Annotated in this window: 29 protein-coding genes and 1 tRNA gene; 23 read left to right on the top strand and 7 right to left on the bottom strand. The window is 61.2% G+C overall.

Going from position 1 to position 24,728, the window contains the following annotated elements:
* Together VII69_14035 and rplU are read right to left on the bottom strand one after the other, a co-directional pair.
* The coding region (locus VII69_14035) for a ribosomal-processing cysteine protease Prp (protein ID HEY5096228.1) at positions 1 to 251 on the bottom strand (251 nt) is incomplete at its 3' end.
* A complete protein-coding gene (gene rplU, locus VII69_14040; GenBank protein HEY5096229.1) occupies positions 229 to 543 on the bottom strand; it encodes a 50S ribosomal protein L21 in 315 nt (104 codons plus the stop codon). The genes rplU and VII69_14035, both read right to left, overlap by 23 nt.
* A 234-nt stretch (positions 544 to 777) precedes the next feature.
* Between rplU and speD the strand changes: the two genes are divergently transcribed.
* The gene (gene speD / locus VII69_14045; GenBank protein HEY5096230.1) at positions 778 to 1,215 is read left to right on the top strand and encodes an adenosylmethionine decarboxylase; all 438 of its coding nucleotides are present in this window, start codon (positions 778 to 780) and stop codon (positions 1,213 to 1,215) included.
* Positions 1,181 to 2,068, top strand: a complete 888-nt coding sequence (locus VII69_14050) for a methyltransferase domain-containing protein (GenBank protein ID HEY5096231.1) — start codon at positions 1,181 to 1,183, stop codon at positions 2,066 to 2,068. Before speD ends, VII69_14050 begins: the two co-directional genes overlap by 35 nt.
* Positions 2,069 to 2,198: 130 nt before the next feature.
* Here VII69_14050 and VII69_14055 read toward each other — a convergent pair whose 3' ends face one another.
* Together VII69_14055 and VII69_14060 are read right to left on the bottom strand one after the other, a co-directional pair.
* Positions 2,199 to 2,825: a response regulator transcription factor gene (locus VII69_14055; GenBank protein HEY5096232.1), complete on the bottom strand. Its 627-nt coding sequence runs from the start codon at positions 2,823 to 2,825 to the stop codon at positions 2,199 to 2,201.
* A 377-nt stretch (positions 2,826 to 3,202) separates the two neighbouring features.
* A complete protein-coding gene (locus tag VII69_14060) occupies positions 3,203 to 3,835 on the bottom strand; it encodes a response regulator transcription factor (protein HEY5096233.1) in 633 nt (210 codons plus the stop codon).
* A 407-nt stretch (positions 3,836 to 4,242) separates the two neighbouring features.
* On the opposite strand from VII69_14060, the gene VII69_14065 reads away from it, so the two are divergent.
* The 16 genes from VII69_14065 (at position 4,243) to VII69_14140 (ending at position 16,632) form a co-directional block, all read left to right on the top strand.
* A complete protein-coding gene (locus VII69_14065; protein HEY5096234.1) occupies positions 4,243 to 4,746 on the top strand; it encodes a LuxR C-terminal-related transcriptional regulator in 504 nt (167 codons plus the stop codon).
* Positions 4,747 to 4,803: 57 nt separating this feature from the next.
* Positions 4,804 to 5,904, top strand: coding sequence for a glycine cleavage system aminomethyltransferase GcvT (gcvT, locus tag VII69_14070; GenBank protein HEY5096235.1), 1,101 nt, complete (start codon positions 4,804 to 4,806; stop codon positions 5,902 to 5,904).
* A gap of 14 nt (positions 5,905 to 5,918) precedes the next feature.
* Complete coding sequence (gcvH, locus tag VII69_14075) at positions 5,919 to 6,308, top strand: glycine cleavage system protein GcvH (protein ID HEY5096236.1); 390 nt, start codon at positions 5,919 to 5,921, stop codon at positions 6,306 to 6,308.
* A gap of 53 nt (positions 6,309 to 6,361) precedes the next feature.
* A complete protein-coding gene (gene gcvPA / locus VII69_14080) occupies positions 6,362 to 7,723 on the top strand; it encodes an aminomethyl-transferring glycine dehydrogenase subunit GcvPA (protein HEY5096237.1) in 1,362 nt (453 codons plus the stop codon).
* On the top strand, positions 7,704 to 9,158 hold the full coding sequence (gcvPB, locus tag VII69_14085; protein ID HEY5096238.1) for an aminomethyl-transferring glycine dehydrogenase subunit GcvPB: 1,455 nt from the start codon (positions 7,704 to 7,706) through the stop codon (positions 9,156 to 9,158). Before gcvPA ends, gcvPB begins: the two co-directional genes overlap by 20 nt.
* Positions 9,140 to 9,625, top strand: coding sequence for an NUDIX hydrolase (locus VII69_14090; protein HEY5096239.1), 486 nt, complete (start codon positions 9,140 to 9,142; stop codon positions 9,623 to 9,625). The genes gcvPB and VII69_14090 overlap by 19 nt, the downstream gene beginning before the upstream one ends.
* Positions 9,626 to 9,633: 8 nt before the next feature.
* The gene (locus VII69_14095; GenBank protein ID HEY5096240.1) at positions 9,634 to 10,665 is read left to right on the top strand and encodes a DUF3048 domain-containing protein; all 1,032 of its coding nucleotides are present in this window, start codon (positions 9,634 to 9,636) and stop codon (positions 10,663 to 10,665) included.
* Positions 10,666 to 10,694: 29 nt separating this feature from the next.
* On the top strand, positions 10,695 to 11,468 hold the full coding sequence (locus tag VII69_14100) for a segregation/condensation protein A (protein ID HEY5096241.1): 774 nt from the start codon (positions 10,695 to 10,697) through the stop codon (positions 11,466 to 11,468).
* Positions 11,452 to 12,129, top strand: coding sequence for an SMC-Scp complex subunit ScpB (scpB, locus tag VII69_14105; protein ID HEY5096242.1), 678 nt, complete (start codon positions 11,452 to 11,454; stop codon positions 12,127 to 12,129). The genes VII69_14100 and scpB overlap by 17 nt, the downstream gene beginning before the upstream one ends.
* Positions 12,126 to 12,929 (top strand): methyltransferase domain-containing protein, encoded by an 804-nt coding sequence (locus VII69_14110; GenBank protein ID HEY5096243.1) that lies wholly within the window; start codon positions 12,126 to 12,128, stop codon positions 12,927 to 12,929. Before scpB ends, VII69_14110 begins: the two co-directional genes overlap by 4 nt.
* A gap of 1 nt (position 12,930) precedes the next feature.
* Entirely contained in the window at positions 12,931 to 13,797 is an 867-nt protein-coding gene (locus VII69_14115; protein ID HEY5096244.1) for a deoxyribonuclease IV, read from the top strand.
* 145 nt (positions 13,798 to 13,942) lie between these two features.
* Positions 13,943 to 14,845: a TIM44-like domain-containing protein gene (locus tag VII69_14120; protein HEY5096245.1), complete on the top strand. Its 903-nt coding sequence runs from the start codon at positions 13,943 to 13,945 to the stop codon at positions 14,843 to 14,845.
* A complete protein-coding gene (locus VII69_14125) occupies positions 14,842 to 15,183 on the top strand; it encodes a PilZ domain-containing protein (GenBank protein HEY5096246.1) in 342 nt (113 codons plus the stop codon). Before VII69_14120 ends, VII69_14125 begins: the two co-directional genes overlap by 4 nt.
* A 169-nt stretch (positions 15,184 to 15,352) precedes the next feature.
* On the top strand, positions 15,353 to 15,985 hold the full coding sequence (locus VII69_14130; protein HEY5096247.1) for an SIS domain-containing protein: 633 nt from the start codon (positions 15,353 to 15,355) through the stop codon (positions 15,983 to 15,985).
* 3 nt (positions 15,986 to 15,988) lie between these two features.
* Positions 15,989 to 16,366 carry an SIS domain-containing protein gene (locus VII69_14135; GenBank protein HEY5096248.1) on the top strand — a complete coding sequence of 126 codons (378 nt, stop codon included), beginning with the start codon at positions 15,989 to 15,991 and terminating at the stop codon, positions 16,364 to 16,366.
* A gap of 122 nt (positions 16,367 to 16,488) precedes the next feature.
* Entirely contained in the window at positions 16,489 to 16,632 is a 144-nt protein-coding gene (locus VII69_14140) for a hypothetical protein (GenBank protein HEY5096249.1), read from the top strand.
* Positions 16,633 to 16,643: 11 nt separating this feature from the next.
* Here VII69_14140 and VII69_14145 read toward each other — a convergent pair whose 3' ends face one another.
* Positions 16,644 to 18,245 (bottom strand): retropepsin-like aspartic protease, encoded by a 1,602-nt coding sequence (locus tag VII69_14145; protein ID HEY5096250.1) that lies wholly within the window; start codon positions 18,243 to 18,245, stop codon positions 16,644 to 16,646.
* Between the two features lie 83 nt (positions 18,246 to 18,328).
* Here VII69_14145 and VII69_14150 point away from each other — a divergent pair, with 83 nt between their 5' ends.
* Together VII69_14150 and VII69_14155 are read left to right on the top strand one after the other, a co-directional pair.
* The gene (locus tag VII69_14150) at positions 18,329 to 18,895 is read left to right on the top strand and encodes a GNAT family protein (protein HEY5096251.1); all 567 of its coding nucleotides are present in this window, start codon (positions 18,329 to 18,331) and stop codon (positions 18,893 to 18,895) included.
* Positions 18,888 to 19,403 carry a GNAT family protein gene (locus VII69_14155; protein HEY5096252.1) on the top strand — a complete coding sequence of 172 codons (516 nt, stop codon included), beginning with the start codon at positions 18,888 to 18,890 and terminating at the stop codon, positions 19,401 to 19,403. Before VII69_14150 ends, VII69_14155 begins: the two co-directional genes overlap by 8 nt.
* Here VII69_14155 and corA read toward each other — a convergent pair.
* Positions 19,387 to 20,424: a magnesium/cobalt transporter CorA gene (gene corA, locus VII69_14160; protein HEY5096253.1), complete on the bottom strand. Its 1,038-nt coding sequence runs from the start codon at positions 20,422 to 20,424 to the stop codon at positions 19,387 to 19,389. The genes VII69_14155 and corA overlap by 17 nt on opposite strands.
* A 165-nt stretch (positions 20,425 to 20,589) precedes the next feature.
* A tRNA-Sec gene (locus VII69_14165) sits at positions 20,590 to 20,681 on the bottom strand.
* Positions 20,682 to 20,990: 309 nt separating this feature from the next.
* On the opposite strand from VII69_14165, the gene VII69_14170 reads away from it, so the two are divergent.
* From VII69_14170 to VII69_14180, 3 genes are all read left to right on the top strand, one after another.
* Positions 20,991 to 21,833 carry a kelch repeat-containing protein gene (locus tag VII69_14170; protein ID HEY5096254.1) on the top strand — a complete coding sequence of 281 codons (843 nt, stop codon included), beginning with the start codon at positions 20,991 to 20,993 and terminating at the stop codon, positions 21,831 to 21,833.
* A gap of 82 nt (positions 21,834 to 21,915) precedes the next feature.
* Complete coding sequence (locus tag VII69_14175; protein HEY5096255.1) at positions 21,916 to 22,875, top strand: kelch repeat-containing protein; 960 nt, start codon at positions 21,916 to 21,918, stop codon at positions 22,873 to 22,875.
* Positions 22,876 to 23,269: 394 nt separating this feature from the next.
* Positions 23,270 to 24,265 (top strand): kelch repeat-containing protein, encoded by a 996-nt coding sequence (locus VII69_14180; protein HEY5096256.1) that lies wholly within the window; start codon positions 23,270 to 23,272, stop codon positions 24,263 to 24,265.
* Positions 24,266 to 24,728 lie beyond the last annotated feature (463 nt).

Raw genomic sequence — 24,728 nt, forward strand, 5'->3', positions numbered from 1 at the left:
CCGCCGCCGCGCGGCACCTCGAGCACGTAATCGCCGGACGGGTCGTCATGCGTCAGCGCACGCGCGCCGCAAAATGCGGTGACGCCATGCGCTGCGGTCAGCACGAGCGCACTCGCGGCCGCGCACACGATATCATCGCCACGATCGGCGAAGCCGGCATGACCGCTGACGGTCAACTTGACGATCGTGCCCTTCGGCGAGCGCTCGCATCGCACGATGAGACTGGGCTTACGCGAGCGAGATCTTCTCAATCCGGAGTTCGGTGATGGGCTGGCGATGGCCATGACGGGTTCTCACGCGCTTCTTCGGCTTGTAGCGGAAAGCCATGACCTTGGCGGCTAAGCCTTGCCGGACGACGCGAGCGCTCACGCTGGCGTTTTGGACGAGTGGCGAGCCGACGATGAGGTCCTTGCCGTCGTGCGCGAGCACGACGCGGTCGAACACGATTTCCGCGTCGGCGTCGCCGGCGATGCGGTCGAGGCGCAAAATCTCGCCTTCCTTAACCTTGAGGTGTCGGCCATTTGCTTCGATGACGGCGTACATGGGAGTAGGTTGTGACCTTTCGAATAGCTTCGATACAGACGCTCAATCGTACCACGAGGGGCAGTTGAGCGTCAAACGCAACGTGTCCCGCTGGCCGGCGATAATATCTATTTACAAACCTGAACAAATGCCCTAGTATTTGTTCTTGGTGGCCGGACGACTGCAACAAGGTTCACCGCACCGGAGGTGGGGCTTCCCCAAATTAAACGCTAGGGTTGCATGGGGGCTGAATGGTTGAACGCTCTTGGGACTCACATTCTCGTCGAACTGTCTGAATGCGATCCGGAGATCCTCAGCGACGTCGACAAAGTAACGAACATTTTGGTCAAGGCCGCGAAAGAAGCAAACGCGGAGGTCCTCCAAACCGCCTTTCACCGCTTTAATCCTCAGGGGGTTAGCGGTGTCGTCGTTATTGCGGAGTCGCACCTGTCCATCCACACGTGGCCGGAATACGGTTACGCAGCCATGGACATCTACACGTGCGGCGACCACACCGATCCCTGGAAAGCATGCCGATTCGCGGCCGAGCAGTTCCAAGCAAAACAGATGCTGACCACCGAAGTGCGGCGCGGAATGCCGGACGAAGCGGGTGTGTTCAGCCACGTCGTCGGCAAGAAGTCGACAGGGATCGAGCCCGGTGCCAAAAACCGAAAACTCTCAGTGGTACGTTGAGCAGGTAGCCGACGGAGAACTGCACAGCCATGCGCTAAAGCAGACGTTGGCCCAAGGCAGATCTCACTACCAATCCTACGCAATAGTCGAAAGCCCGCTTTTCGGTAAGATGCTCGTACTCGACGGCGACACGCAAAGTGCCGCCCTAGACGAGCATATCTATCACGAATCGCTTGTGGCTCCCGCCTGCGCGGTGGCGGGCACACCCCGATCCGCGCTCATCCTCGGCGGCGGCGAAGGTGCGACGCTTCGCGAGTTGTTGCGCGTGCCGTCGATGCGCCGCGTGGTCATGGTCGACATCGACGGCGAAGTCGTCGAAGCGTGTCGCCGCTTGATGCCGGAGTGGAGCGCCGGCGCATTTGAAGATCCGCGCACCGAGTTCATCGTCGGCGACGCCAAAGCGTACGTAGAACGTTCGTCCGAGAAATTCGACGTGGTGCTGAGCGATCTCACCGAACCGCTCGAAGATTCTCCGTCTTACGGCTTGCACACCGCCGCGTTCTATCGCGCCACGCGCGCTCGTCTCGCTCCCGGCGGCGCGTATGCGATACAAACATCCACCGCCGGTCCTCACAATTTCGCGCTTCACGCCCGGATGATCGCGACGCTGCGCGCGGCGTGGCCGGCGGTGGCGCCGTATACTGCTTACGTGCCCGCGTTCGACACCGCGTGGGGTTTCGCGCTGTGCGCCGACCAGCTTGATGTGTTCGGCGAAATCATGTGGGAACGGGCGGACGAATTGGCGCGCGCGTGCGGACTGCGCCATTACGATGCGCAGACTCATCGTCATGCGTTCAATCTGCCCCGCTATCTGCGCGATGCATACGCGGCGGAAAAGCGCGTCTTCGAATAAAATTCGGCGTGTAGGAGGGCAGGCATCGCTTGCCCAGTGGGTGAGCGATGCTCACCCTCGTACGGGATGGTCACCGTACTACGAACAAAACGACGGGGCAATCGATGCTTGCCCTCCTACTCAAATGAATTTATCTGACGAGGTTGTTCGAGATCGCGTGAATCGCCGCTTGGGTTCGTGCGGTTATCTTCAATTTGCGGAAGATGTGCGAGATATGGTTTTTGATCGTCTTCTCGCTCAGGCTGAGCTTATCGGCGATCTGCCGGTTGGTGAGGCCAAGAGCGATCAGGCGGATAACGTCGGTCTCACGCAAGGATAGGTCGGGCCGCTTCGGCGGCGGACCGACGTCCGGCGTCTTCAGCAGAAGGCTCGCAATCTTCGGATCGATGTAGACTTGACCACGAGCGACGGCGAGCACCGCGCGGTGCAACTCCTCTATGCTGCAATCTTTGAGCAAGAAGCCGTCGGCGCCCAGGCTCAGGCATTGACGTACTGTGGCCGGCAGCGCGCGATACGCGAGCACGCAAATCCGCAGGTTTTGGCCTGTGCCAAGCAAGCGGCGCATGAGATCGCGGTGGTTCTCGGGTTGGAAGTCGAGGTCGAGGACGACCGCATCTATTCCGGGGCCGAAACCGGCATCCGGAACATTTGGTACACCGAACGGTTCGACGTCCCCATACTGCTCAAGCGCCGCGCATAGCGACGACCTGAACACGCCTTGCGGAACGATGACCGCGACCCTTAGCGCGTTTCCCATTTCGCGTTTCCCGGGCGCCGATCTCCATCGCCGGTGCCCTGTAATCTCGGTCGGGAGTCATTACTCAATAATCGATTACGAGCGATCGCTCCCAAAAAAGCAAGCTTGACGCTCGCTCATTCGCCCGAAGTGTTCGTAACACCATAACATGCGGATGACTACACGTCGTCTGACTCGCGGCTCATTTACGCGCCGGACTCTCGACCTAACAGTCCGCACACCTACCGCGCGTTCCGTCTAGGACTGCAGTCTGGCTGCCTGACTCACGCTCATGGGACTAACCGGGGGGCCTATGTTCGAATGTGGACGCCGGGGAAAATGCGAAGGGCCGGTAATACTTCCGGCCCTACGAATTACCACTGAACTGGGGCTTTTGCCTAGACAATTCCGCTTTTTATCGCGTAAATCGCTGCTTGCGTTCTCGCGGTGACGTTGAGCTTACTAAAGATCCTGCTGATGTGATTCTTGACCGTCTTCTCGCTCAAGAACAACTTTTCCGAAATCTGTTTGTTGGAAAGTCCGAGTGCGATGAGACGGATGACATCGGTTTCGCGCTCCGAAAGTTCGGTGGGGTCGTTGCGGTAGCGCTTGGTGCTGAGCCGGCGCAGCATGTTGCCCGCAAGTCTCGGATCGACGTAGACGTCGCCGCCGTGGATCATGAGCAGCGCGCGGGTGAGATCGGATGGGCTGATATCTTTGATTACGTAGCCTTCGACGCCGAATATGAGGCTTCGTGAGAGCAAATCTTGCTGTGCGTGCATGGAAAGCAGGCAGATGCGAACTCCCGGATGCGACTCGCGAAGCGCGCGAACCGCGTCGACCGGATCCCCCTTGTGGAAGTCCACATCGAGAAGGACGATGTCGGGTTTTGCGGCAGCTATGCGCTGCAGATCGCACTGTTCGATGCACTCTGGGACGATGCTGAACCGCTCATCTTTTGCGAGGAGCTGGCAGAGCGATTTACGGAACAGTGCTTGCTGTTCGACGATAGCAATGCGGACGCGATCCATTCTATATCCTTCCGGCCTGTGGTGGAGCTGTGGAGTCGGCTGATACGAAGGTGTCTTAGGACCATGGAATGCTTTTGGTCCCGCTACCAGACCGGTTAGTATTGAGTCCCTAGACGTCTAGAGTAGTGCTTTCGGACTCGTTTATGTCGGTTCCGGTCCTAGGGTTATACCATAGTTCCTAAAGCGTAGTCCACCCCGGGAATCAGGGTACGTCCCATATAACATTGTAAGCTACGCCATAGGACCTAAGGGGAATTCACTTCGCGTCGAGGGCGCCACGCTTGAGACGGGACTTGTTTACTCCTCGAAATGGACGAGAATTTTTTTTGCCTGATTTGAACCCAGGGTCCCCGACCCCAGCGGATCGACCGTCATCTGTCCCAATCGGGGCCGCGCAGCACCGCCAAATGCCGGCGGTGATCGTGGTCGATGCAGACGATCGCATCGTGTTGGTCAACGACCGGGCGATGAAGCTGATGCGGGAAGTCGCCGGCGCGGAACTGGCCGGCAACGGCGGCGAGCTGTCACCTATATTGAAGGCACTCGTTCCGGAGCTGCGAGCCCGGGTGCGGGACCGGCTCGATACCTCGACCGTGGCCTTGCTGACGATCGACAACTGCGTCAGGGCCTGCCTCCTAGACGGCTCCGCGGGCCGCCACCTCCTGCTGGTCTTCGAGCGAGTCGAACGTAAGGACGCCGTTCAACACAATCTCGAGCGGTACGCCTTGAGCCCGCGCGAGTGCGAAGTGGTGATGCTCGTGCTCTACGGCTACTCAAACCGCCGCATCGCCGACCAGCTCTTCCTCACCGAATATACGGTCGAAGATCATTTCAAGCGAATATTCGCAAAGCTCGGCGTCCGGTCGCGAACGGCGCTCGCCGCCAAAATCCTCGGTTGGCACGCGGGTTGAGCTTTGCGCACCGCAGCGTCACTAGGACGCATTCGCCACCTGAGCGAACCAACGCGCGTGACCGTAGACGCCGACGTAGCGCGGACACCCCTATACGATGTCCACGTCAGCCTGGGTGCAAAAATGTCCCCGTTCGGGGGCTTTCTTATGCCCATCTCTTACTCGGGGATCATCGAGGAGCATAACGCCGTTCGCGGAGCGGTCGGTCTCTTCGATCTTTCGCATATGGGCCAGTTCGTCGTCAGGGGCGAGGGCGCCGCGCGGTGGCTGGATTCGCTGACGTGCAACGACGTCGAGACGATGAAAGCCAATCAAGCCCGCTACAATATCTTCACGAACGATCTCGGCGGCGCGATGGACGATGCCATCATCTACCGGCTCGACGGCCGATGGCTAGTCGTCGTCAACGCCTCGAACGCACCGAAGATGTGGGCGGCGCTCTCGAAGAACGTTCCCGACGGTGTGACGATCGAGAACCGGACACCGCGGTCCGCACTTATCGCGCTGCAGGGGCCGCGATCGTACGAGCTGCTGCAGACATTCACCGGCGTCGATCTTTCGGCCATGAAATACTACTACGCCGCTGAAGGCAAGGTCGCCGAAATCCCCGCCGAGATCGCGCGTACGGGCTACACCGGCGAAGACGGCTTCGAATTGTTCGTGGCGGCCGATGCCGCGGAAGAATTATGGCAGCGGCTTATGACAGACGCGGGCCGCGTCGGCATGATGCCCGCCGGACTTGGCGCGCGCGACGTCTTACGGCTTGAGGCCGGGATGCCGCTGTATGGCCACGAGTTGGAAGAAGACATCTCGCCACTTTCAGCGGGGTTGGATTGGGTCGTCAAACTCGGTAAGCAATTCCGCGGCAGAGACGCACTAGCCGCGCAGGCGGCCGATCAGCTTTACCCTCGCATCGCCGGCATCATCATGGCCGGCCGAGCACCCGCACGCGCGGGATACCCGGTCTTCCTCGACGGTGTCCGCGTCGGCGAGGTCCGCAGCGGCTCGCCGGCACCCAGCCTAGGGGGCAAGAATATCGGGACGGTGCTCGTCACTGCCGAAGCGGCGTCGGCGGGGACGGAATTGGAGGTCGAGATCCGCGGTCAGCGGCACGGCTGCCAGGTGGTGCCCCTTCCATTCTACAAGCGGAAAAAATAAAAGGAGACACCGAATTGCCCGCTCCCACCGACCGCCTTTATACTAAGGAACACGAATGGGTGAAGATCGACGGCGCGAACGCGACGATCGGCATCTCCGATCACGCGCAGTCGGCGCTCGGCGACATCGTCTACGTCGAGCTGCCGAAGCCCGGCGCAACTCTCGCGCAGGGCAAGCCGATCGGCGTCATCGAGTCCGTGAAAGCCGTCTCGGATATCTACGCCCCGATATCGGGAACCGTCACCGAGGTGAACGGCGCCGTGGAGGACGATCCGGCCAAAGTCAACGCCGATCCGTACGGAACGGGTTGGCTGGCGAAGATCACGATCACAAACGCGGATGAGGCAAAATCGCTTCTCGACGCGGCGTCGTACGAACAGTTTTTGAAGAGCGAAGATCACTAGATTCCCGGACGATCAAGGGCCACCGGAACAGATAAGGATACCAACGACCAGCCATGCATGCACCTCACACCGACCGCGACGTTCGGGAGATGCTCGACGTCATCGGGGCGCCGTCGCTTGCGTCGCTTGCGGCGCCGCCGAAGGGTCTCGAGGTCAAAGGTGCGTTCGATGTCGCGCCGGCGCTGCCTGAAGCACTGGCGTTCGCGCATCTGACCGAACTGGCGAACAACAATCTCGGCGCGCGCATGACGAGCTTCATCGGCGCCGGCGCGTACCGCCATTATCAGCCGCCGGCAGTACCGTACCTCGCCACGCGTTCGGAATTCATCACGGCATACACGCCGTATCAGGCAGAAGCAAGCCAGGGAAGTCTACAAGCGATCTTCGAGTGGCAGACCTACATCTGCTTGCTCACCGGGCTCGACGTGAGCAACGCGTCGCTGTACGACGGATCGACCGCGCTGGTTGAAGGCGTCATCATGGCGTCGCAGGCTACCGGCCGGCGGCGCGTTGCAATTAGCCGCTCGGTGCATCCGGGCTATCGCGCCGTGCTCGACACGTACGCGCGCGGCATGGGCATCGAGGTTGTCGAGCTTCCGGTTGGTGAAGACCTGTTGGTCGACATGAAGTCGGCGGCCGTCAAAGATCTCGTCGCCGGCGCCGGTGCCATCATCGTGCAAAGTCCGAATTTCTTCGGGTGCATCGAAGACGTGGCCGGGGCGGCCGCGCTTGCCGGGGCCGCAGGTGCGCTCACCATCCAAGTGATCGTCGAGGCGATGTCGCTGGGCGCGCTCAAAACGCCAGCGGAATGCGGCGCCGATATCGCGGTGGGTGAAGCGCAGTCGTTCGGGCTGCCCGTGGGCTACGGCGGTCCTTACGTGGGATTCGTCGCCACCACAAAACAGCACGTGCGCCGGCTTCCCGGACGTTTGGTGGGCGAGACCCACGACGTCGACGGCCGCAAAGCATATGTGTTGACGCTGCAAGGGCGCGAGCAGCACATCCGGCGCGAGCTGGCTTCATCCAACATCTGCACTAATCAAGCGCTGTGCGCGCTCTTCGCTACTATATATCTTGCGACGGTGGGCGCGCACGGCTTGCGCTCGATCGCGGCGGCGAACATGGCACGCGCGCGCGAGCTTCGCGCCGCGGTGCTGACCGTGCCGGGCATGCGCCCCGCCGGGAGCGCGCCGTTCTTCAACGAGTTCGTCGTGCACACGCCCTTGCCGGCTGCACTGCTCACGGAGCGCATGGTCCGGCGCGGTATCCTCGCAGGGGTGGACCTTTCGCGTTGGTATCCCGACATGCCGCAATCGCTGCTTCTGTGCGCCACCGAACTCACGTCGGCAGACGACATCGCCCGCTTCGCCGGAGCGCTTGCAACGGAGATCGACAATGCTGTCGCTGCTGTTTGACCAGGGCGCGCCCGGCCGGGGAAGCGATTTCGTCGCGCCCGCGGGCACGCCGTCCGACTACTTGGATGCCGGTCTGCTGCGTGCCGACTTGCCGTTGCCGGATCTCGCCGAATTTGAAGTGACGCGCCATTTCGTGGCGCTTTCGCACCGCAATTTCTCGGTGGACACGAATTTCTATCCGCTTGGATCGTGCACTATGAAGTACAATCCGAAGCTGAATGAGGCGGTAGCGGCGTTCACCGGTTTCACCGATCTCCATCCGCTCGCACCCGACGCCACCGCGCAAGGCGCGCTCGAGCTCATGTGGACGTTAGAGCGCACGTTGTCCAGCCTTTTCGGCATGGAAGCGTTTTCGCTCATGCCGTGTGCGGGCGCTCATGGCGAGCTCACCGCGATGCTCATGGCGAGGGCCTACCATCGCGATCGCGGCGACGACAAGCGCCTCACCTGCATCGTGCCCGACACGGCGCACGGCACGAATCCCGCGAGTGCGGCGATGGTGGGCTACAAAGTCGTAGCGATACCGTCCACGCCGAAGGGCCGCACCGATATCGTGGCACTTCGTGCAGCGCTCGACGACACCGTGGCCGTCTGCATGATGACCAACCCGAACACGCTCGGTCTGTTCGAAGACGATATCATCGAGATGACTAAAGCGGTGCACGACGCCGGCGGTCTCATGTACTACGACGGCGCGAATGCCAATGCCATCGTGGGCCTCTGCCGCCCGGGCGACATGGGCTTCGATCTCATGCACCTCAACCTGCACAAGACGTTTTCCGTGCCGCATGGCGGCGGCGGTCCCGGCGCGGGCCCGGTCGGCGCGTCGGCACGTCTTGCCCCGTATCTGCCGGTTCCCCGCGTCGGCAAAGACGCCGACGGGCTTTTCTCGCTGCAGGAAGCAGAGCCGAAATCCGTCGGCCCCGTGCGCGTCTTCGCGTCGCACTTCATCGCGCTGGTGCGCGCGTATGCGTACATCATCGTCCATGGTGCGGAAGGTTTGAAGCGCAACAGCGAGCTCGCGGTATTGAACGCCAATTACGTGCGCGCGAAAGTGAAAGATATCCTCACGGTGCCGTACAGCGACTACTGCCGGCATGAATTCGTCTGCTCGGCGGAGTCGCTCAAGAAAGAGACGGGCGCGCGTGCGCTCGACCTCGCCAAAGGACTGCTCGACGCGGGCGTGCACGCGCCCACGATGTACTGGCCGCACGTCGTGCCCGAATGCCTCATGATCGAGCCCACGGAGACCGAGACCAAGCAAACGCTCGACGCATTTTGCGAGACGCTGCGCGCTTTGGTCAAGCAAGCGCACGACGATCCGGCGTCGATGCAGGAGCTTCCATTGCACACCTACGTCCGCCGGGTGGACGAAGCGCAAGTCGGGCGGCTTGCCAATAAAGGCATCGGGTTGCGTTGGACCGGCGAAAAGTAGCCGCGCCCGCCTCGCGCCGGTCGCCTCGGATCAAGCACGAACGCTCGGCCGGCGGGCTCGTGCTCATGCGCGAAAACGGCACGTATTCTGGTCTTTTGATCGGGCGCAACACGCCGCGCATCTGGTCGTTGCCCAAAGGGCACGTCGAGGCGGACGAGACCATCGAGCAAGCGGCCGTCCGCGAGGTCCACGAAGAGACGGCCGTCCAAGCCACCATCGTCTCGAAACTCTCCGACATCCGCTATTGGTTCTATAGCCGCGACGTCAAGCACAGCAAGATCGTGCACTTCTTCCTGATGCGCTATGTGACCGGCAAGCCCAAGCCACAGGAAGGCGAAGTCGACGAAACCGCGTGGGCGAAACTCGATGAGATGCCGGAGATCATGACGCATCGCAACGAGCGGCGGTTGATCGAGATGGCGCGCACGATCGTCGCGGAGAATCCGGCGGGCGATCTAGGCTTTTGAAGGGGACCTTGAGCGCTCGGCTCGGGCTCGCGCCGCTCACGCTGTGTGCGGCGGTCGTACTCGCAATCGCAGGGTGCGCCCGGCATGCGGCGCCGCCGGTGCCGAAGCCCTCGCCGACGCCAAGGCCGAAGATTCTCGCCGTGGACCCGCTCGACGGCGTGCTGGTCGATCCACCCACACTCAAGCATCGCATCGCCGCCGTGATGATCGACAACTATCCTATCGACGCGCGGCCGCAGAGCGGCCTGCACGACGCCGAAATCGTCTACGAGGTCGAGGCCGAAGGCGGCATCACGCGCTATATGGCGCTCTACTTGACGTCCAAGCCGGCCAAGATAGGGCCGGTGAGATCGGCCCGGACGTATTTCGTGGAGCTTGCCCGCCCCTACAACGCGCTTTTCGCCCATGCGGGCGAGAACGACGACGTTTGGGGCCCCCTCAAGCTGCTGCGCGCCGACGGCTTCGCGGATATGGAAGAGATCGTGGGTACGCCGGAGGCGTTTTGGCGCGACAACACCCGCGAAATGCCACACAATTTGTACACGTCGGTCACGAGACTGCGGGCGGCCGCCCCAAATCACGGCTGGCCCGACAGCGCATTCAAGCAGCCCGAGTTCGATTTCGACTATATGAGACCGCCGATCGTGAACTCGGCCATCGTCTCGTTCTGGATGCACTACCAGGTCGACTACCGCAGGTCGGGGTTTGCGTTCGAGCGCTCGATCTCGGGCGACGTGCAGCACGATCGCGACGACTCGCGCCCATACCAAGTCTCCGACATCATCGCGATTTGGATTCCGGCGCAAGTGCTCGACAATCTCGGCGATCTCGCCATGTCGGTCTACGGCGATTTTCCCGCCGAGGTCGTGCGGCCCGATCGCGTTGAAGCGGCGCACTGGATCGCGACCGGTCCGGACGCGCCGCCGGAAATCGTGGACGACGTGGGCAACCCGATCGCATTGGCGCGCGGCCAGATCTACATCGAGGTCTTGCCGCAGGGCGGAAGCGTGACGGTCGGGAAACTCACCATCAGCCACTAGCACGACGGGAGCGAATCGATATCCTGGTAGTGACGACAGCGCCTACCGCATCCGCCAAGCCGGCACTGCTGGTCAAACTCGACGTCTTCGACGGGCCCCTCGATCTACTTCTCCAACTCGTGCTGCAGCAAGATCTCGACATCACGCAGGTCAGCCTGGCTTCGGTGTGCGAGCAATATCTTTCGTATCTCTCGTTGATGGAAGCGCTGGATATCGGCATCGCGAGCGAATATCTCGTCATCGCCGCCACGCTCATCTTCATCAAATCGAAGAAATTGGTGCCGCCGCCGCCGCCGCCGTTCGATCAGGATTTCACCGACGATGCGGCCATCGCCGAAGAAGCGTTGCGGCAACGGCTCATCGCGTACCGGCACTTCAAAGATGCAGGCGGCCACTTGCGCGAGCGCATGGAAACCGCTGCGGCCTATTATCCGCGGCCCGCGGAAGCGTTCGAACTCGAAGGTCTGGTGCAGCGTTACGTCCTCGATTCGAAGACGCTCGCCGCGGCGTTCATGCGGGCGTTGGAAAACGCCGAAGTGCGTCCGGCCGTGCTCAAGCGCGAGGCGTTCTCGGTCGTCGTCAAGATGAACTACGTGCTGCGCTTGGTGCGCGAGCGTGAGAGCCTGACCTTCACCGAACTCGTCGCCGGCTGCGCGCCGCTGGAAATCGTCGTCACATTTCTCGCCGTGCTCGAGCTGATCCGGGCGCGCAAAGTCCGCTACGAACAGTCGAAACTGTTCGACGACATCGTGTTCACGCCAATGCCGAAAGGTGCGGTCGACGACCTTGCCCAGTCTGCGTAGCCGCCTCGAAGCGGTGCTCTTCGTCGCGAGCGAGCCGGCAACGCTCAAGGATTTGTGTGCGGCCACCGACGCCGAGCCCGGCGCGATCAAAGCCGCGCTCGCCGATCTCGCGGAGTTCATGCGCGATCGCGGCATGACGCTGCGCGAAGTAGGTGGCGGCTGGCGCCTGACCGCCAATCCGGCGTGTAGAGAAGACGTCGAACGCTTTTTGCTGCCTCCGAAGAATCATCTTTCGCCCGCGGCGCTAGAGACGCTCGCTATCGTCGCGTATCTGCAGCCCGTAACCCGCGCCGAAGTCGAAGGTCTGCGCGGCGTCATCTCCGACAGCGTCATGAGCACGCTCGAGCAGCGCGACTTCGTCCAAGAGCTTGGCCGCAAGGAAGTCGTAGGGCGTCCGATCCTCTACGGCACCACTGAGTTCTTTCTCGAATCGTTCGATTTGCAGTCGCTCGACGATTTGCCGCCGCTGCCCGACAGCGCGCCGAAGCGCGTGGACGGCAGGGTCATACAACTTCCGTTGCCCGAAGGGCGCGAGCAAGCCATGGCACAAATCCACGATGCCGTTGAAGGCCATGAGGACGATGTCTCCGCCATGGGCGATGCAAAGCTCAGCGACGACGTCTCGCACGAACTCGAACGCGCGCTCTCCGACCCGGATTGACGAAGGCCGCCGCGCACCGTTCCGACTTTTCGTCACTTGCAAAGCAATACGCGGCGTATCGGACATCGTACGGTGACGATCTTTTCGACACGATAGCGTCGTTCGCGCGCGCGTCGCTGGCTGACGATTCCATCGACGCGCGACCGGCGAGCCTTCGCGCGCTCGATCTCGCCTGCGGCACGGGACTCAGCACCGCGGGATTGACGGCGCACGGTTATGCGGTCAGCGGCGTCGACATCGCAGCCGGGATGCTCGCGCAAGCGCGCCAAAGCGTCGACGGTGACTGCACGTTTTACGAAGCCCGCGCCGAGGCGCTGCCGTTCGCCGATGGTGCGTTCGAACTCGTTTCGTGCGCACAGGCATTTCACTGGTTCGACGCTCCCAAGAGCCTTGGAGAGATCGCGCGGGTGTTAAAGCGCGGCGGCGCGGTCGCGCTCTATTGGAAGCACGCGCTGCCGGACGACCCGTTCGAAACGCGCGCCGTCGAGCTGATGCGCGAGATCTCCGGCCGCGATGATCCGTACAATGTTTCGCGTTCGTTGACCGATCGATTCGAAGAATTCTGGTCCGAGCGTCGTGCGTTGCGCGATCACGAGCAATGGCGCCTGCCGCTCGAGCTCTCGTTCACCGTCGAGTCGTTCGTCGGCTATCACTCATCGCGCGAGATCGCGCGGTTCCAGTTGGGCGATAGGCGCGCGGAGTTCTTGACGCGGCTGCAAAAGGACGTCGCCGAAATGGCGCCCGGCGGATCGTTCGCCGTGAAAGCTCTGCAATATCTATTTCTGGCGAGGAAGCGATAATATGAGGTTCGGCGTTCATGTGGGCATCGCAGGCAAATTCGCCGGAACGGTGGCAGAGGCCACGGCGGCAGGCTGCGAGTGCATCCAAATATTCGCGGGCAATCCTCGAGCGTTCAAGATCGGCGCTTACGACGCCGGCTCATGGGATGCGTTCGCCGCGCAACGGCGCGCGAACGACATCTACCCGACCGTCATCCATACGTCGTATCTCGTCAACCTCGCCACCGACAACAAGACGCTGCGCGCGAGCAGCGAGAAGCTCGTCGCAAACGATTTAAGCGTCGCGGCCAGCGCCGGCATCGAATACGTGAACACACATCTCGGCAGTTACGGCAAGCAAGATCGCGGCGTCGGGTTGGCGCGCGTCTGCGACGCGGTGGCACGGCTTATCAAAAGCGCGAAGGCGGGTCCGATGCTGCTGCTGGAGAATTCGGCGGGCGCCGGCAGTCTTTGCGGCGGAACTATGGAAGAACTCGGTGAGATCGTCGCCGCGGCGAAGAGCAAACGCGTGGGCGTCTGTCTCGACACCGCGCATGCGTGGGCGGCCGGTTACGATCTCTCGACACCGGCCGGCGTTAAGACATTTCTTGCGTTGGTCGAAAAACACATCGGTCTCGCGAACGTGCGTGCGTTGCACCTCAACGATACGGAAGTCGATCTCGGCGGACGACGCGACCGCCACTGGCATGTCGGCAAAGGACGCATTGGCGATCGCGGCTTCAAAGCTATTCTCCGTACGAAGTCGCTCTCGCACGCCGCCGGTATCTGCGAGACGCCGAAAACGCCGGAACTCGACCGCGAAAATCTTGTCACCGTGCGGCGGCTTGCCGGAGCGAAGGGGCCGCGACGGAAGTCGCTCAAAGGTTGATGGCTCGAGCGGGAACGTGCTCATGCAGCCCCTTCCGCAGGCTAACTTCTTCAAAAGAGGCCGGATAGTCCAAAGGCCGGGACGTTTTTTCCCCGAAGTTCGTAACCTCGGCCGCGATTCCGCAGTAGACTCAGTCGACATGGCAATGAAACACTTACGTCCGTATGCATATGCTTCGATTATCTGCGCGCTCGCCGTTGCAGGTCCAGCCGTTGCTTTGGCCCGGGCGGGCGGCGGCCAAGGCTTTGGCGGAGGCGGCGTCGATATCGGCGGCGACGGCTTCGGCCTGTGGAGTCTGTGGCCGTTGTTATTCCTCGGGCACGGCAGCGGTTTTGGCGGAGTTTTCGTCGTCCTGTTCATCCTATGGATCGTCTCCCGGCGAAGCCGCGCGGTCAACATGGCCTTCGGCGCGAGCACGCCAAATCCGGGAATGCATGCGTCTGCGTTGATGGACCCGCCCGCGCCGGCGAGAACCTTCGATCAAAGCGCGATCGACGCCGGCCTCGGCGCCATCAAACTGCACGATGCCAACTTCGACGAGCGAGCTTTCTTGGACCGTGCGCAAACGGCGTTTTTCAAACTGCAGCAAGCGTGGACGGCGCGCAATCAGGATCTCGCGCGCGACGTCATGAGCGACGCGCTCTACGAGCGCCACAAGATGCAGACCGACCAGCTCATCGCGGCGCATCAGATCGACGTGCTCGAGAACATCGTCATCGGCAGCGCGCGCATCGTGGATGCGCATCCCGGCTCGGCATTCGATTCGATCGCCGTCGCGTTCACCGTGAGCATGACCGACTATACGATCGACGACCATACGAGACAAGTCGTCTCGGGCGATCGCTACCAGCAGACCTTTACGGAGATTTGGGATTTCATCCGCCGTGCCGACGCGAAATCCGTCGTCGGCGCCACGACAACGGCCGCCACGTGCCCGAATTGCGGCGCGCCGTTCCACACGAGCGGCGGCAAATGCGATTACTGCGGGTCGTATGCACGCACGTCGTCGTCGGATTGGGTCGTGGACACCATCGAGCAGACGAATTGACCGGTAAACCCACTTCCGATCGCCGCCACTCACCGCGATTCAACATTTCGCTTCCGGTGACGTTGAGCATCAAGAGCACAGGCCGCATCTGTGCGGCGACGGTCGACAACATCTCAATGGGCGGCGTCTTGCTGCTCACCGATGTTCCGCTCGCCAACGACACCGAGATCGTCATCCATCTGCCGATCGACGTCGACGCCACCATCAACGTTCATGCCAACGTCGCGCGAACGACCAAAGTCGGCGAGTTCGGCGTCGCATTCATCCATCTCACGGACGACGAGATGGAGCGGATTTCTACGTTCGTCGAGAGTCGCGCCGCGGGGAAACCGTACTAGGGCGAGCATCGCTCGGCCGTTTTAATATGTAGGAGGACCGCTGTACTAGGGCAAGCATCGCTTGCCCAAAAAATGGGTGAGCGTTGCTCACCCTAGTACGGGTTGCTCACCCGCCTACAACAAAAATGCAAACAAGGGAAACATCGGGCCGCCGCACTAACGGCCCGTCATGGCGGAAACGCTGGGTGTCCACTTCGAGCGCGAGATACGCGAGCAGCCCGGCGTATGGGAACGAATCGCCGCAGGCAGCCAAGCAAAAGAGTTGGCGGGCGCATTCGACAACGACATAGTCTTGGTCGGCAGCGGCAGCTCGTTGTTCGTCGCCGAGTTGGGCGCGCTCGCGCTGCGCAGGCGGGGCATCCGTGCGCACGCGCTCGCGGCCACCGAAGCGCAGCTCGATCACAATGCCTATGAAGGCCTTACGGTCGTGGCCATCTCGCAAAGCGGCGGCTCCACCGACCTGCTTGAAGCGCTCGACGTGTTGGCGCCGCGGCGCCTTATCGCGCTCACCAATACGGCAGAATCACCACTTGCTACGCGCGCGGACGTCACCATCGACGTCGGCGCAGGCCGGGAAGTCGCCGTCCCCGCCACCAAAAGCGTCACAGCCACGGTCGCAGTCTTGCTGCACGCAGCCTCAATCGCAGTCGCGGACGAGAGCCGAAATGCCGGCGTGTTATTGCATGTCGCAACTGCGGTGCGTGCCTGGATGGATGGTCCCAAACTCGACGACGTCGCTCGCGCCGCACGCAGGATCGCCTTGCGCCGCAGCGTCGCGGTTCTGGGATCGGACTATGGCTAGCCGATCGCACGCGAAACTGCCCTCAAGATCAAAGAAGCGAGCTACCTGCACGCAGAGGGGTTTGCGGCCGGCGAGTTCCGCCACGGCAGCATCGCGATGATCGATGCGTCGTCGGCCGTCATCGGCATCGTGGATCGCGACGCTTTGCGAACCGTCGCCGCGCCGATGCGAGAGATCAGGTCGACGGAAGCACTACGCTACCTTATCGGCACGGAGACAATCGACGACGTGCCATGCTTGGGACCCGTTGTCGACGATCCATACAACACGCTTGCGTGGCTCGTCACGGCGCAATTGTTGGCGCTGTACGCGGCACGATCGCGGCAGGTCGACAGCGACAAGCCACGGGCCATTGCGAAGGCGCTCATCGAAAGGCGTTGACTAGAGAATGGCGACTGACACGGCTGCCGCCCCTGCACCGACACGCCTCACTCGCTCGCTCACGCTTTGGGACCTGATACTGTACGGCGTGATCGTCGTCCAGCGCAAGTGCACTGGACTGCTTGTCGAAAGAGAAGGTACATGGCGACGCGGCCGGCGATATCGTGACGCGGCCGTGGGGAGAGCGATCGTTTTACGTGGTGGATCCTTACGGGAACGGGCTGTGTTTCGTGGACGAAACGACGCTCTTCACGGTAGCGCGCTAACGACGGCGCCGCTACTTCTCGAGAATGACCCGCGTGTTCGGATAGTCCAGGAACACGGCGCCGAATTTCGAAAGGGCGCCGGCGCCAAGGATGCCGTCGGATTGGGTCGGGGCGAACGCACCGGTTGAACGAAGAACTACCTGTGTGAACAGATCGACGATGGAGAATTGTCCGAGGTCCATCCGCGAGATGGTCGCGAGCCGCACGGGGATATCGCCGCCGCCCGCTCCACTTGCGCTGTCGACCGCGGGTTTGATCGGCGAAGCCAGGTCCGGGCCTCTGGTCACGCGCGAATCCATGGGGTCCATATTGCCGAGACTCAAGGTTTCGAAATCGTCGGCGTGCGAATCGGCGTACGACCGATAGAGGACGAGCGCGCCGTCGCTGCCGGTATCGACGGTCAAGGTCACCGCGTCGTGGCTGCGGCCCAGCTTCGCGTCGATTCGGGGAACGCGGTTCGTGATCGTCATCGGCATCACAGCGCCGGTCCCCGAATACTTGAACGCGGTCGGCAACGTGAACTGCACGTTGTTATTGTAATAGGAAATGCGCGCGACTAACTGCGCGAGCACATCGTAGCCGATGATGCCGTCGATGTGATCTTGCGCGAGCGCGCGCGGTAGATTGAGCGGCACCGCCTCCATCACGAAGTCATGAAACGTCGCGTCGCCAACCGTGAGCTTGTCGGCGCGCGTGATCGTTCCGTCGAGTTCGCTGGCAGCGTTTATCTTGGCGACGCCGCCCGTCGGCATGCCGAGGCGGGTTGCCGAGCTGGAATCGATCACATTGGTCGACGAGCCCGAGTCCAATAGCAGCTTCACCGGCTTGTCGTTGATGCGGCAGTCCAGCTCGATGAGACCGCGCTCCGATTCGAACGGTACGGTGATCTGACTGACTCCAGCGGGCATGTCCGGTTCGCGTTGCGTCGGCGCGGCGAACGTGGCGGCGCTGGTGTGGGTCGCGAACTGCACGCTATCCACTGTTGTGGTGGTGCTCGTCGTTCCGTCATCGTCGATCGCCTGAGTCGGCACCGGCACGCCCTCGAATCGCTTGTACGCGTGATAACGGACCGTGCGCGAGCCGAAGTCGCCGCCGTCCACGAGCGCCGACGCCACATCGATATAGAGGACCGCGTCGGTTGCGCCGATCCGGGCATGCACGGCGTAGGCCAGGTGACCGTCGATGTTCATGATGCCCGCGACGGTCGCCCCGGCAACGTCGAATTTGTAGTCGTTGAGCCGCAGAAGCCGGCTTACCGCGCCGTGATGGGAGGTGGCTGGAACGGAGGTCACGTTCCCGTTTTCGTCCTGTTGCCAATATACGTTGCCGTCATCGCCCTCGGCGTGGGTCGAGAGCGGCAAGTTCGAGTCTTGGCGGTAGTGGCCAGTGGAGTCCGCGACGACTTCGTACGTGGCTTGCGTATCGCCCGACGTGAGCGTGCCCGACCAACGAATGCCGCCGAGCGGCAGCAGCCCGTAAGCGCGGGAATGGCGTTGGAATAGTGTCGAAGGCGTGGGCAAGGAAAGATTCGACGGCGCGGATGCTCCCGGCGCCGGCGAAAGTGGCGAACCAAACCGAATCGCGAAAGCGATCGCGATGGGAGCGATGAGCATGACCGATGGTTCGCTGCGACCGCGGCCGTTGCCCTCGCGAACATCCCCAGGACACCCCAGCACGCGCGCAAAATCGGCGCAATATGAAAAGACCAACCCGAGCGAGCCCGCTCGCGCCCACGTGGCTGGTCGGTGAAAAAGTGCGCCTCCGCGCGATCGAGCCCACCGACGTGCCGATGCTGTTGCGATGGTTCAACGAGTCGCCGGCGCGGACGTGGCTCATGACGCGGCTGCCGCTTTCGCGCAATGCCGAACAGGAATGGGCCGCTCGTGCTGCCGTGAGCCCAGGCACGCCCACATTCGTGGTGCAGACGAAAACCGGCGAGGATATCGGCGTCGCCGGCCTCACGCTGTTCGGGGCGCGCGCCGAACTAGGCATCGCGCTGCACGAATCGCGCCGTTGGAACGGCGGCTACGGCACCGACGCCGTACGCACGCTGGTCGATGGCGCGTTTCGCGCGCTGCCGTTGCAGCGGATCGAATTGTTCGTCTATCCGGATAACGTGCGCGCCATCCGCTGCTACGAGAAGGCCGGCTTCGCGCGCGAGGGCGTATTGCGCGGGCGCGAGTACCGCAAAGGACGCTACGACGATGTCGCCATCATGAGCATCCTTCACGAAGAGTGGGCTCAAGCGCGTACCGATGGCTAGAATTTCCAAGGCCGGACCTCTTGGCGTGCGCATCGTGCCGCGAACTGAGCGGCATCTGCCCGAGATCCAACACGGCTTCGATTCCGGCGCCGTCTCCGCGACCACCGTCTATCACTTGCCGCGTTCGCTTTCTGTCGCGTCGGCGACGCTTGCACAAAGCAAACGGCGGCGCGACCGCCCATTGTACTCGATCGTCGCCGGGCGCCGCGTCGTCGGCGTGTGTTCGCTTCGCGCCCCGCTGTTCGCCGGCGTCGAGCTGACGATCGCCATTTTCGATCCAGCTTATCGCGGCGCGGGGGTCGGCGCGTTTGCCGTGCGCACGCTATGCGACACGGCCTTCGGGGAACTGCGGATCGGCCGCGTTGAGCTTGGTGTGTATCCCGATAATTTGGCGGCGATCAAGTGCTACGAACGGTGCGGTTTCGCACGCGAGGCGCTGTTGCGGCGATTCGTCTACCACGACGGTGCATGGCGCGACCTGCTGTGGATGGCTAAAACCAGCGCCTGACTTTGAAGAAGATCACGAGCAGGGCGATCGCGAGGATCTCCGTGCCGAACCCGAATATGTAGAAGCTCGTCGGCGTCTGGATGTGCGCGACCATGAACGCGAAATTCTGGCCGAAGAATCCGGTGATGAATGTGAGCGGCATGAAGACGGTTGCGATGATCGTGAGCTGTTTGACCACTTCGTTTTGACGATTCGCGACGAGCGATAAGTTGAGATCGAGCGCACCATTGACGAGGTCACGCGCGGCATCGATTTGATCGAGTAGGCGGATCGCGTGATCGTAGACGTCGCGGAAATACGCCAGGTCGGTGTGCGCGAACAACGGGATGTCTTCGCGCAAGATGGCGTTGAGCACGTCGCGGAGCGGAGCGACCGCGCGACGAAAGTATTGCAGATCGCGTTTGAGCGAGAAGATCTTGCGCGGAATGACCGTGACGACCGCGGCGCCGCGGAATAGCGCCGCCTCGAGTTTTTGGATCTCATCGTCGATGGCGTCGCCGACATCAAAAAAACGATCGACGATGGTGTCGAGGATGACGTAGAGCAAGCCGCTGGACGATTTTCGCGATTCTGCCGGCCTCGCGAGCCAGCGCTTTTCGATTTCGTCAAGCGAGAACGACGAATCGCGCCTGATGGTGATGATGTAGTTCGCCGCCGCGAAAATGGCGATCTCACTGCCTTTGATGCCGGTCGGAGTTGGTGTAGCTCCGTGCACGATCAGGAAATAATAGCCGTCGAACGCTTCGATCTTCGGACGCTCGTGCGGCGTGGCGGCGTCTTCAAGCGCGAGGGGGTGCAGATCGAATTCGTTCTTCAGCAGAGCGTAGTCGACTGCCGTGGGCGATGCGACATCAAGCCAGACGAGTTTGCCCGGCTGTTTGAGGACGTCGCTGATGTCGTCAAGGTTGTCGGGTGCCTGCGTTGGCTGTCCGTCTGTGTAGACGGCACAACGGATTGCGTGCTGCTCGTCTTTCGCAACCTCGCCATCCGGATGCTTGAGAGATACCCAAGTCTGCGCCATCGGTTTCCTTTTGCTGTAATCTAAGGATTCGTACTAGGGCAAGCACCGCTTGCCCCTCGTCGCGAACTCGTAGCGACGATATCCGTACTAGGGCAAGCATCGCTTGCCCATAATGCGCGATCTGTAGGAGGGCAAGCATCGCTTGCCCATCTATTTAATAATCGGCGGGAGAAGATAGGAATCGAACCTACCAAGCCCCTTGCGAAGCCCAACACGGTTTTGAAGACCGGCAGCGGCACCAGCCGCAGACTTCTCCCGTACTAGCGGAAGCGGCCATTTGACGGGGGTTTGTGGGGTTCCCGTGACCGCATGCAAGGTTCGAGCTCACCTCACGTCACATATATCGTTCCCGCGTCTGTCTGGCAACGGATAGACTCGTCGGAGCAACGAGGAAGAAATAAATGTCTCAACGAGCGTCCGTCGTCTGCACGATGATTCTTATCGCGCTGATTTCCGCAGTTTCCGGATGCTCAAGCGTCTCGCATCCGACGTTTGCGCTTCCTTCTGGCGCGTCTGGCATTCGAATGACGCCGCAATCCCTCGGGAAGTGGACCACCTTGACACCCATGCCGACGGCGCGCAGTAGTATAGCGGGAGGTGTCGTCAACCGCATATTTTATGCTGTCGGCGGCCTTAACACAATCCAATCGAATACAGCGTATGATCCTGCGACGAGTATCTGGACCGTCAAGGTGCCCCTGTCGACGCCGCGCTTGGGCCTAGCAATGGGCGTCATAAATGGCATACTCTATGCTGTCGGGGGCTGCTGTGATATCAACGGTCAGAGCTTGAACACGGTTGAGGCTCACGATCCTGCAAGTCCTGCGACGGACACTTGGATCACCAAGGCATCGATGCCTACGGCGCGCTTCGGCCTAGCTGCGGGCGTCGTCAAGGGTATACTATATGCCGTCGGTGGCGCTAACGACATCAACGGCGGCGGCACCTTGAATACGGTTGAGGCCTACGATTCGGCGACAAACACTTGGACCACCAAGGCATCCATGCCGACGGCGCGCTCCGGTCTTGCAGTGGGCGTCATCAACGGAATACTCTACGCCGTCGGAGGCTGCGACAACAACACGACCCAACCTCACAACTTTAATACGGTCGAGGCCTACAATCCTACGACGAATACCTGGACCACCAAGACATCTATGCCGACAGCACGACAGTACCCAGCCGTTGGAATCATCAACGGAATACTCTATGCCATCGGCGGCCTCAACGTTTATGACCTGAATACGGTTGAGGCCTACAATCCCGCAACAGACGCTTGGACCACCAAGGCATCCATGCCGACGGCACGCGACGGCCTAGCTGTAGGCGTCATCGGGCGGAGACTGTACGCTGCCGGCGGCTGGAACGGCGGTAGTTTGAAAACGTTTGAGGTTTTCGACCCACGATAGTTGGAAGAGCTCGGCTGTAAGGATTGGCTCATTTCCACGATAGGGGGACATTATGACTTGTCGATTGTCGATGGCTTGTACGATGATCGCTCTTGGGTTTGTCTCCATTGTTTCAGGCTGCTCGAGCATCTCGAATCCGAACATAGCAACTCACTCTCATGCAGTCGGCATTCAAAAGACGCCGCAATCGATCGGTAGCTGGGCCACCAAAGCTCCCATGCCGACGGCGCGCGCCTTTCTAGCCGCGGGTGTCGTCAACAGCATACTCTATGCCGTCGGCGGCATCGGCATTCACAGCGACATCTTGAATACGGTTGAGGCGTACAATCCTGCGACGGACACGTGGACCACCAAGGCATCGATGCCGACGGCAAGTTATGGCCACGCTGTGGGAGTCGTTAACGGCATACTCTATGCAGTTGGCGGCTATGATGGTATCCGCTACCTAGATACAGTTGAGGCGTACAATCCTACGACGAACACTTGGACGACCAAGGCATCGATGCCGACACCGCGCTATGGCCTAGCTGTAGGAGTCGTTAATGGCATACTCTATGCTGTCGGCGGTACCGGCATTCACGGCCGCTCGGATATGGTCGAAGGGTACGATCCGGCGACGGATACGTGGACGATCAAGGCATCCATGCCGAAGGCGCGCGAGAACCCAGCAGCGGGTGTCATCAATGGTATACTTTACGCCGTTGGCGGCTACGCCTACGGCCCCAGGCATGACAATCAGGCTTACAATCCCGCGACAAATACTTGGGCCGCCAAAGCACTAATGCCGACGGGGCGCTGGGACCTTGCCGCGAGCATCCTCGGGCAGCGTCTTTATGCTGTCGGCGGTTATAATTACACCAATCGCTTTTCAAATACAGTTGAAGCTTACAATCCTGCGACGGATACCTGGACCACCATGGCACCCATGCCGACGGCGCGGGATGGATTGGCTACGCGTGTGGTCGGGAACACACTCTATGCCGTCGGCGGCCTTCATAACGGCGGCTACTTGAGTACGGTTGAGGCCTTCACCCCACGCTAGTTACGAGGATACTGCGCCAGACTCACTATTAGGTTCTCTTGCAGGGTGCGCGGATATCGAGCAGATCGCAGGTCGGTTGGAAAGCTGCTACTGGATTGCTAATCCGACCAGCGATACGCCATGATACTGGATGAGACGAAGTTAGCCAATTCACGCGACAACACGCCACTCAACGATACTTGGTGCTACTGCGCGTCACGAAGCAAGCACAATTTGAAGACCGGCAGCGGCACCAGCCGCAGACTTCTCCCGTACGTGCGGAAGCGCCCATTTGACGGGGGTTTGCGTGCTTCCCGCGGCGGCACGCAAGGTTCGAGCTCACGCAACGTCACAGATAGCGTCCCCGCGGGTATTTTGCCAGGGGTTTGGTTCACATATGATGGGGAGTCACCACATGTCTCGACGATTGTGCATCGTTTACACGATGTTCGTTCTTGCATTTGCGTCGGCCGCCTCCGGATGCTCAAGCGCCTCTGCTCCAACGCCGCTGCCTCACTCTGGCGCGGCTGGCATTCGAGAAATGCCGCAAGCCAAAGGGAGTTGGACCACCAAGTCACCCATGCCGACCGCGCGCGCCGATCTAGCCGTCGGCGTCGTCAACGGTATCTTGTATGCGGTTGGTGGCAATTCGCCGTCGTGCGAACCCTTAAGCATTTGCAATACGGTCGAAGCCTATGATCCCTCGAGCGATACCTGGACCACCAAGGCATCGATGCCGACGGCGCGCGGCTGGTTAGCTATGGGCATCGTCTCCGGCATACTTTATGCCGTCGGCGGAGTTAATAGCTCCAACAGGTACTCAAATGCGGTTGAGGCGTACGATCCTGCGACGGATACCTGGACCACCAAGGCATCGATGCCGACCGCGCGCTCAAGCCTAGCCGTGGGCGTCGTCAACGGCATACTCTACGCCGTCGGCGGCCAGCCCGGCTACTTGAAAACGGTTGAGGCGTATAATCCTGCGACGGACACCTGGACCACCGAGGCGTCCATGCCGAACGGACGCTTCGGCCTCGCTGCGAGCGTCCTCGGGCACAAGCTCTATACGGTCGGAGGCTATAACCACCAAGGCTCGAGGAGCACTGTTCAAGCATATGATCCTACGTCGAATACTTGGACGGGCAGGGCACACATGCCGACCGCCCGCGCAGAATTGGCTGCGCGCGTAGATAACGGCAGACTTTATGCGATCGGCGGCTCCACAAACGGCTACGACTTCTTGAATACGGTTGAAGCTTACAATCCTGCGACAAACACTTGGACCGCCAAGGCGCCAATGCCGACGCCCCGGGATTTTTTAGCCGCAGGCGTCGTCAACGGCATACTCTATGCAGTTGGCGGCTTCGCCGGTGAGACGTTGAGTAGGAATGAGGCCTTCACCCCAAGATAGCTGCAATAAATCCCCCAAATCCGATACCGCAGTTTTCTTGGTAGTGCGGGGGCATCCAGACATTCGGCCGCCGTCGGCGTCTTACGATCGAATGGATGGCTGCTAATGGATTGCTAATGCGCTCAGCGGCACGCCACGACACTAGATGGGACGAAGCCCGCCAATATACGCGACACCACGCCACTCTGCGATACTCGGCGATACTGCGCATCACGAAGCATACACAATTTGAAGACCGGCAGCGGCACCAGCCGCAGACTTCTCCCGTACTCGCGGAAGCGCCCATTTGACGGGGGTTTGAGCCGTTCCCGCGCTCGGCCGAAAGTGGCCGAAAAGGGCAAGTTGCTAATGGATTGCTAATGCGATGGGTGATACAAGGCGGCACTCCACGATACTGAGCGGCACTTCGATCGCTCGAGCTAAGTCTGCGCTAGTGTGCGTTATCCCGGCGTCTCGGGTCCGA

This window comes from Candidatus Eremiobacteraceae bacterium (assembly GCA_036511855.1).
Taxonomy (GTDB): Bacteria; Vulcanimicrobiota; Vulcanimicrobiia; order Eremiobacterales; family Eremiobacteraceae; genus JABCYQ01.

What these genes read in the sequence shown, in the direction of transcription:
- rplU (HEY5096229.1), bottom strand. Translation starts at nt 543, where the DNA reads ATGTACGCCGTCATCGAAGCAAATGGCCGACACCTCAAGGTTAAGGAA.
- VII69_14055 (HEY5096232.1), bottom strand. Translation starts at nt 2,825, where the DNA reads ATGGGAAACGCGCTAAGGGTCGCGGTCATCGTTCCGCAAGGCGTGTTC.
- VII69_14060 (HEY5096233.1), bottom strand. Translation starts at nt 3,835, where the DNA reads ATGGATCGCGTCCGCATTGCTATCGTCGAACAGCAAGCACTGTTCCGT.
- VII69_14065 (HEY5096234.1), top strand. Translation starts at nt 4,243, where the DNA reads ATGCCGGCGGTGATCGTGGTCGATGCAGACGATCGCATCGTGTTGGTC.
- gcvPA (HEY5096237.1), top strand. Translation starts at nt 6,362, where the DNA reads ATGCATGCACCTCACACCGACCGCGACGTTCGGGAGATGCTCGACGTC.
- gcvPB (HEY5096238.1), top strand. Translation starts at nt 7,704, where the DNA reads ATGCTGTCGCTGCTGTTTGACCAGGGCGCGCCCGGCCGGGGAAGCGAT.
- VII69_14115 (HEY5096244.1), top strand. Translation starts at nt 12,931, where the DNA reads ATGAGGTTCGGCGTTCATGTGGGCATCGCAGGCAAATTCGCCGGAACG.
- VII69_14120 (HEY5096245.1), top strand. Translation starts at nt 13,943, where the DNA reads ATGAAACACTTACGTCCGTATGCATATGCTTCGATTATCTGCGCGCTC.
- VII69_14130 (HEY5096247.1), top strand. Translation starts at nt 15,353, where the DNA reads ATGGCGGAAACGCTGGGTGTCCACTTCGAGCGCGAGATACGCGAGCAG.
- VII69_14145 (HEY5096250.1), bottom strand. Translation starts at nt 18,245, where the DNA reads ATGCTCATCGCTCCCATCGCGATCGCTTTCGCGATTCGGTTTGGTTCG.
- VII69_14150 (HEY5096251.1), top strand. Translation starts at nt 18,329, where the DNA reads ATGAAAAGACCAACCCGAGCGAGCCCGCTCGCGCCCACGTGGCTGGTC.
- VII69_14155 (HEY5096252.1), top strand. Translation starts at nt 18,888, where the DNA reads ATGGCTAGAATTTCCAAGGCCGGACCTCTTGGCGTGCGCATCGTGCCG.
- corA (HEY5096253.1), bottom strand. Translation starts at nt 20,424, where the DNA reads ATGGCGCAGACTTGGGTATCTCTCAAGCATCCGGATGGCGAGGTTGCG.
- VII69_14170 (HEY5096254.1), top strand. Translation starts at nt 20,991, where the DNA reads ATGCCGACGGCGCGCAGTAGTATAGCGGGAGGTGTCGTCAACCGCATA.
- VII69_14175 (HEY5096255.1), top strand. Translation starts at nt 21,916, where the DNA reads ATGATCGCTCTTGGGTTTGTCTCCATTGTTTCAGGCTGCTCGAGCATC.
- VII69_14180 (HEY5096256.1), top strand. Translation starts at nt 23,270, where the DNA reads ATGTCTCGACGATTGTGCATCGTTTACACGATGTTCGTTCTTGCATTT.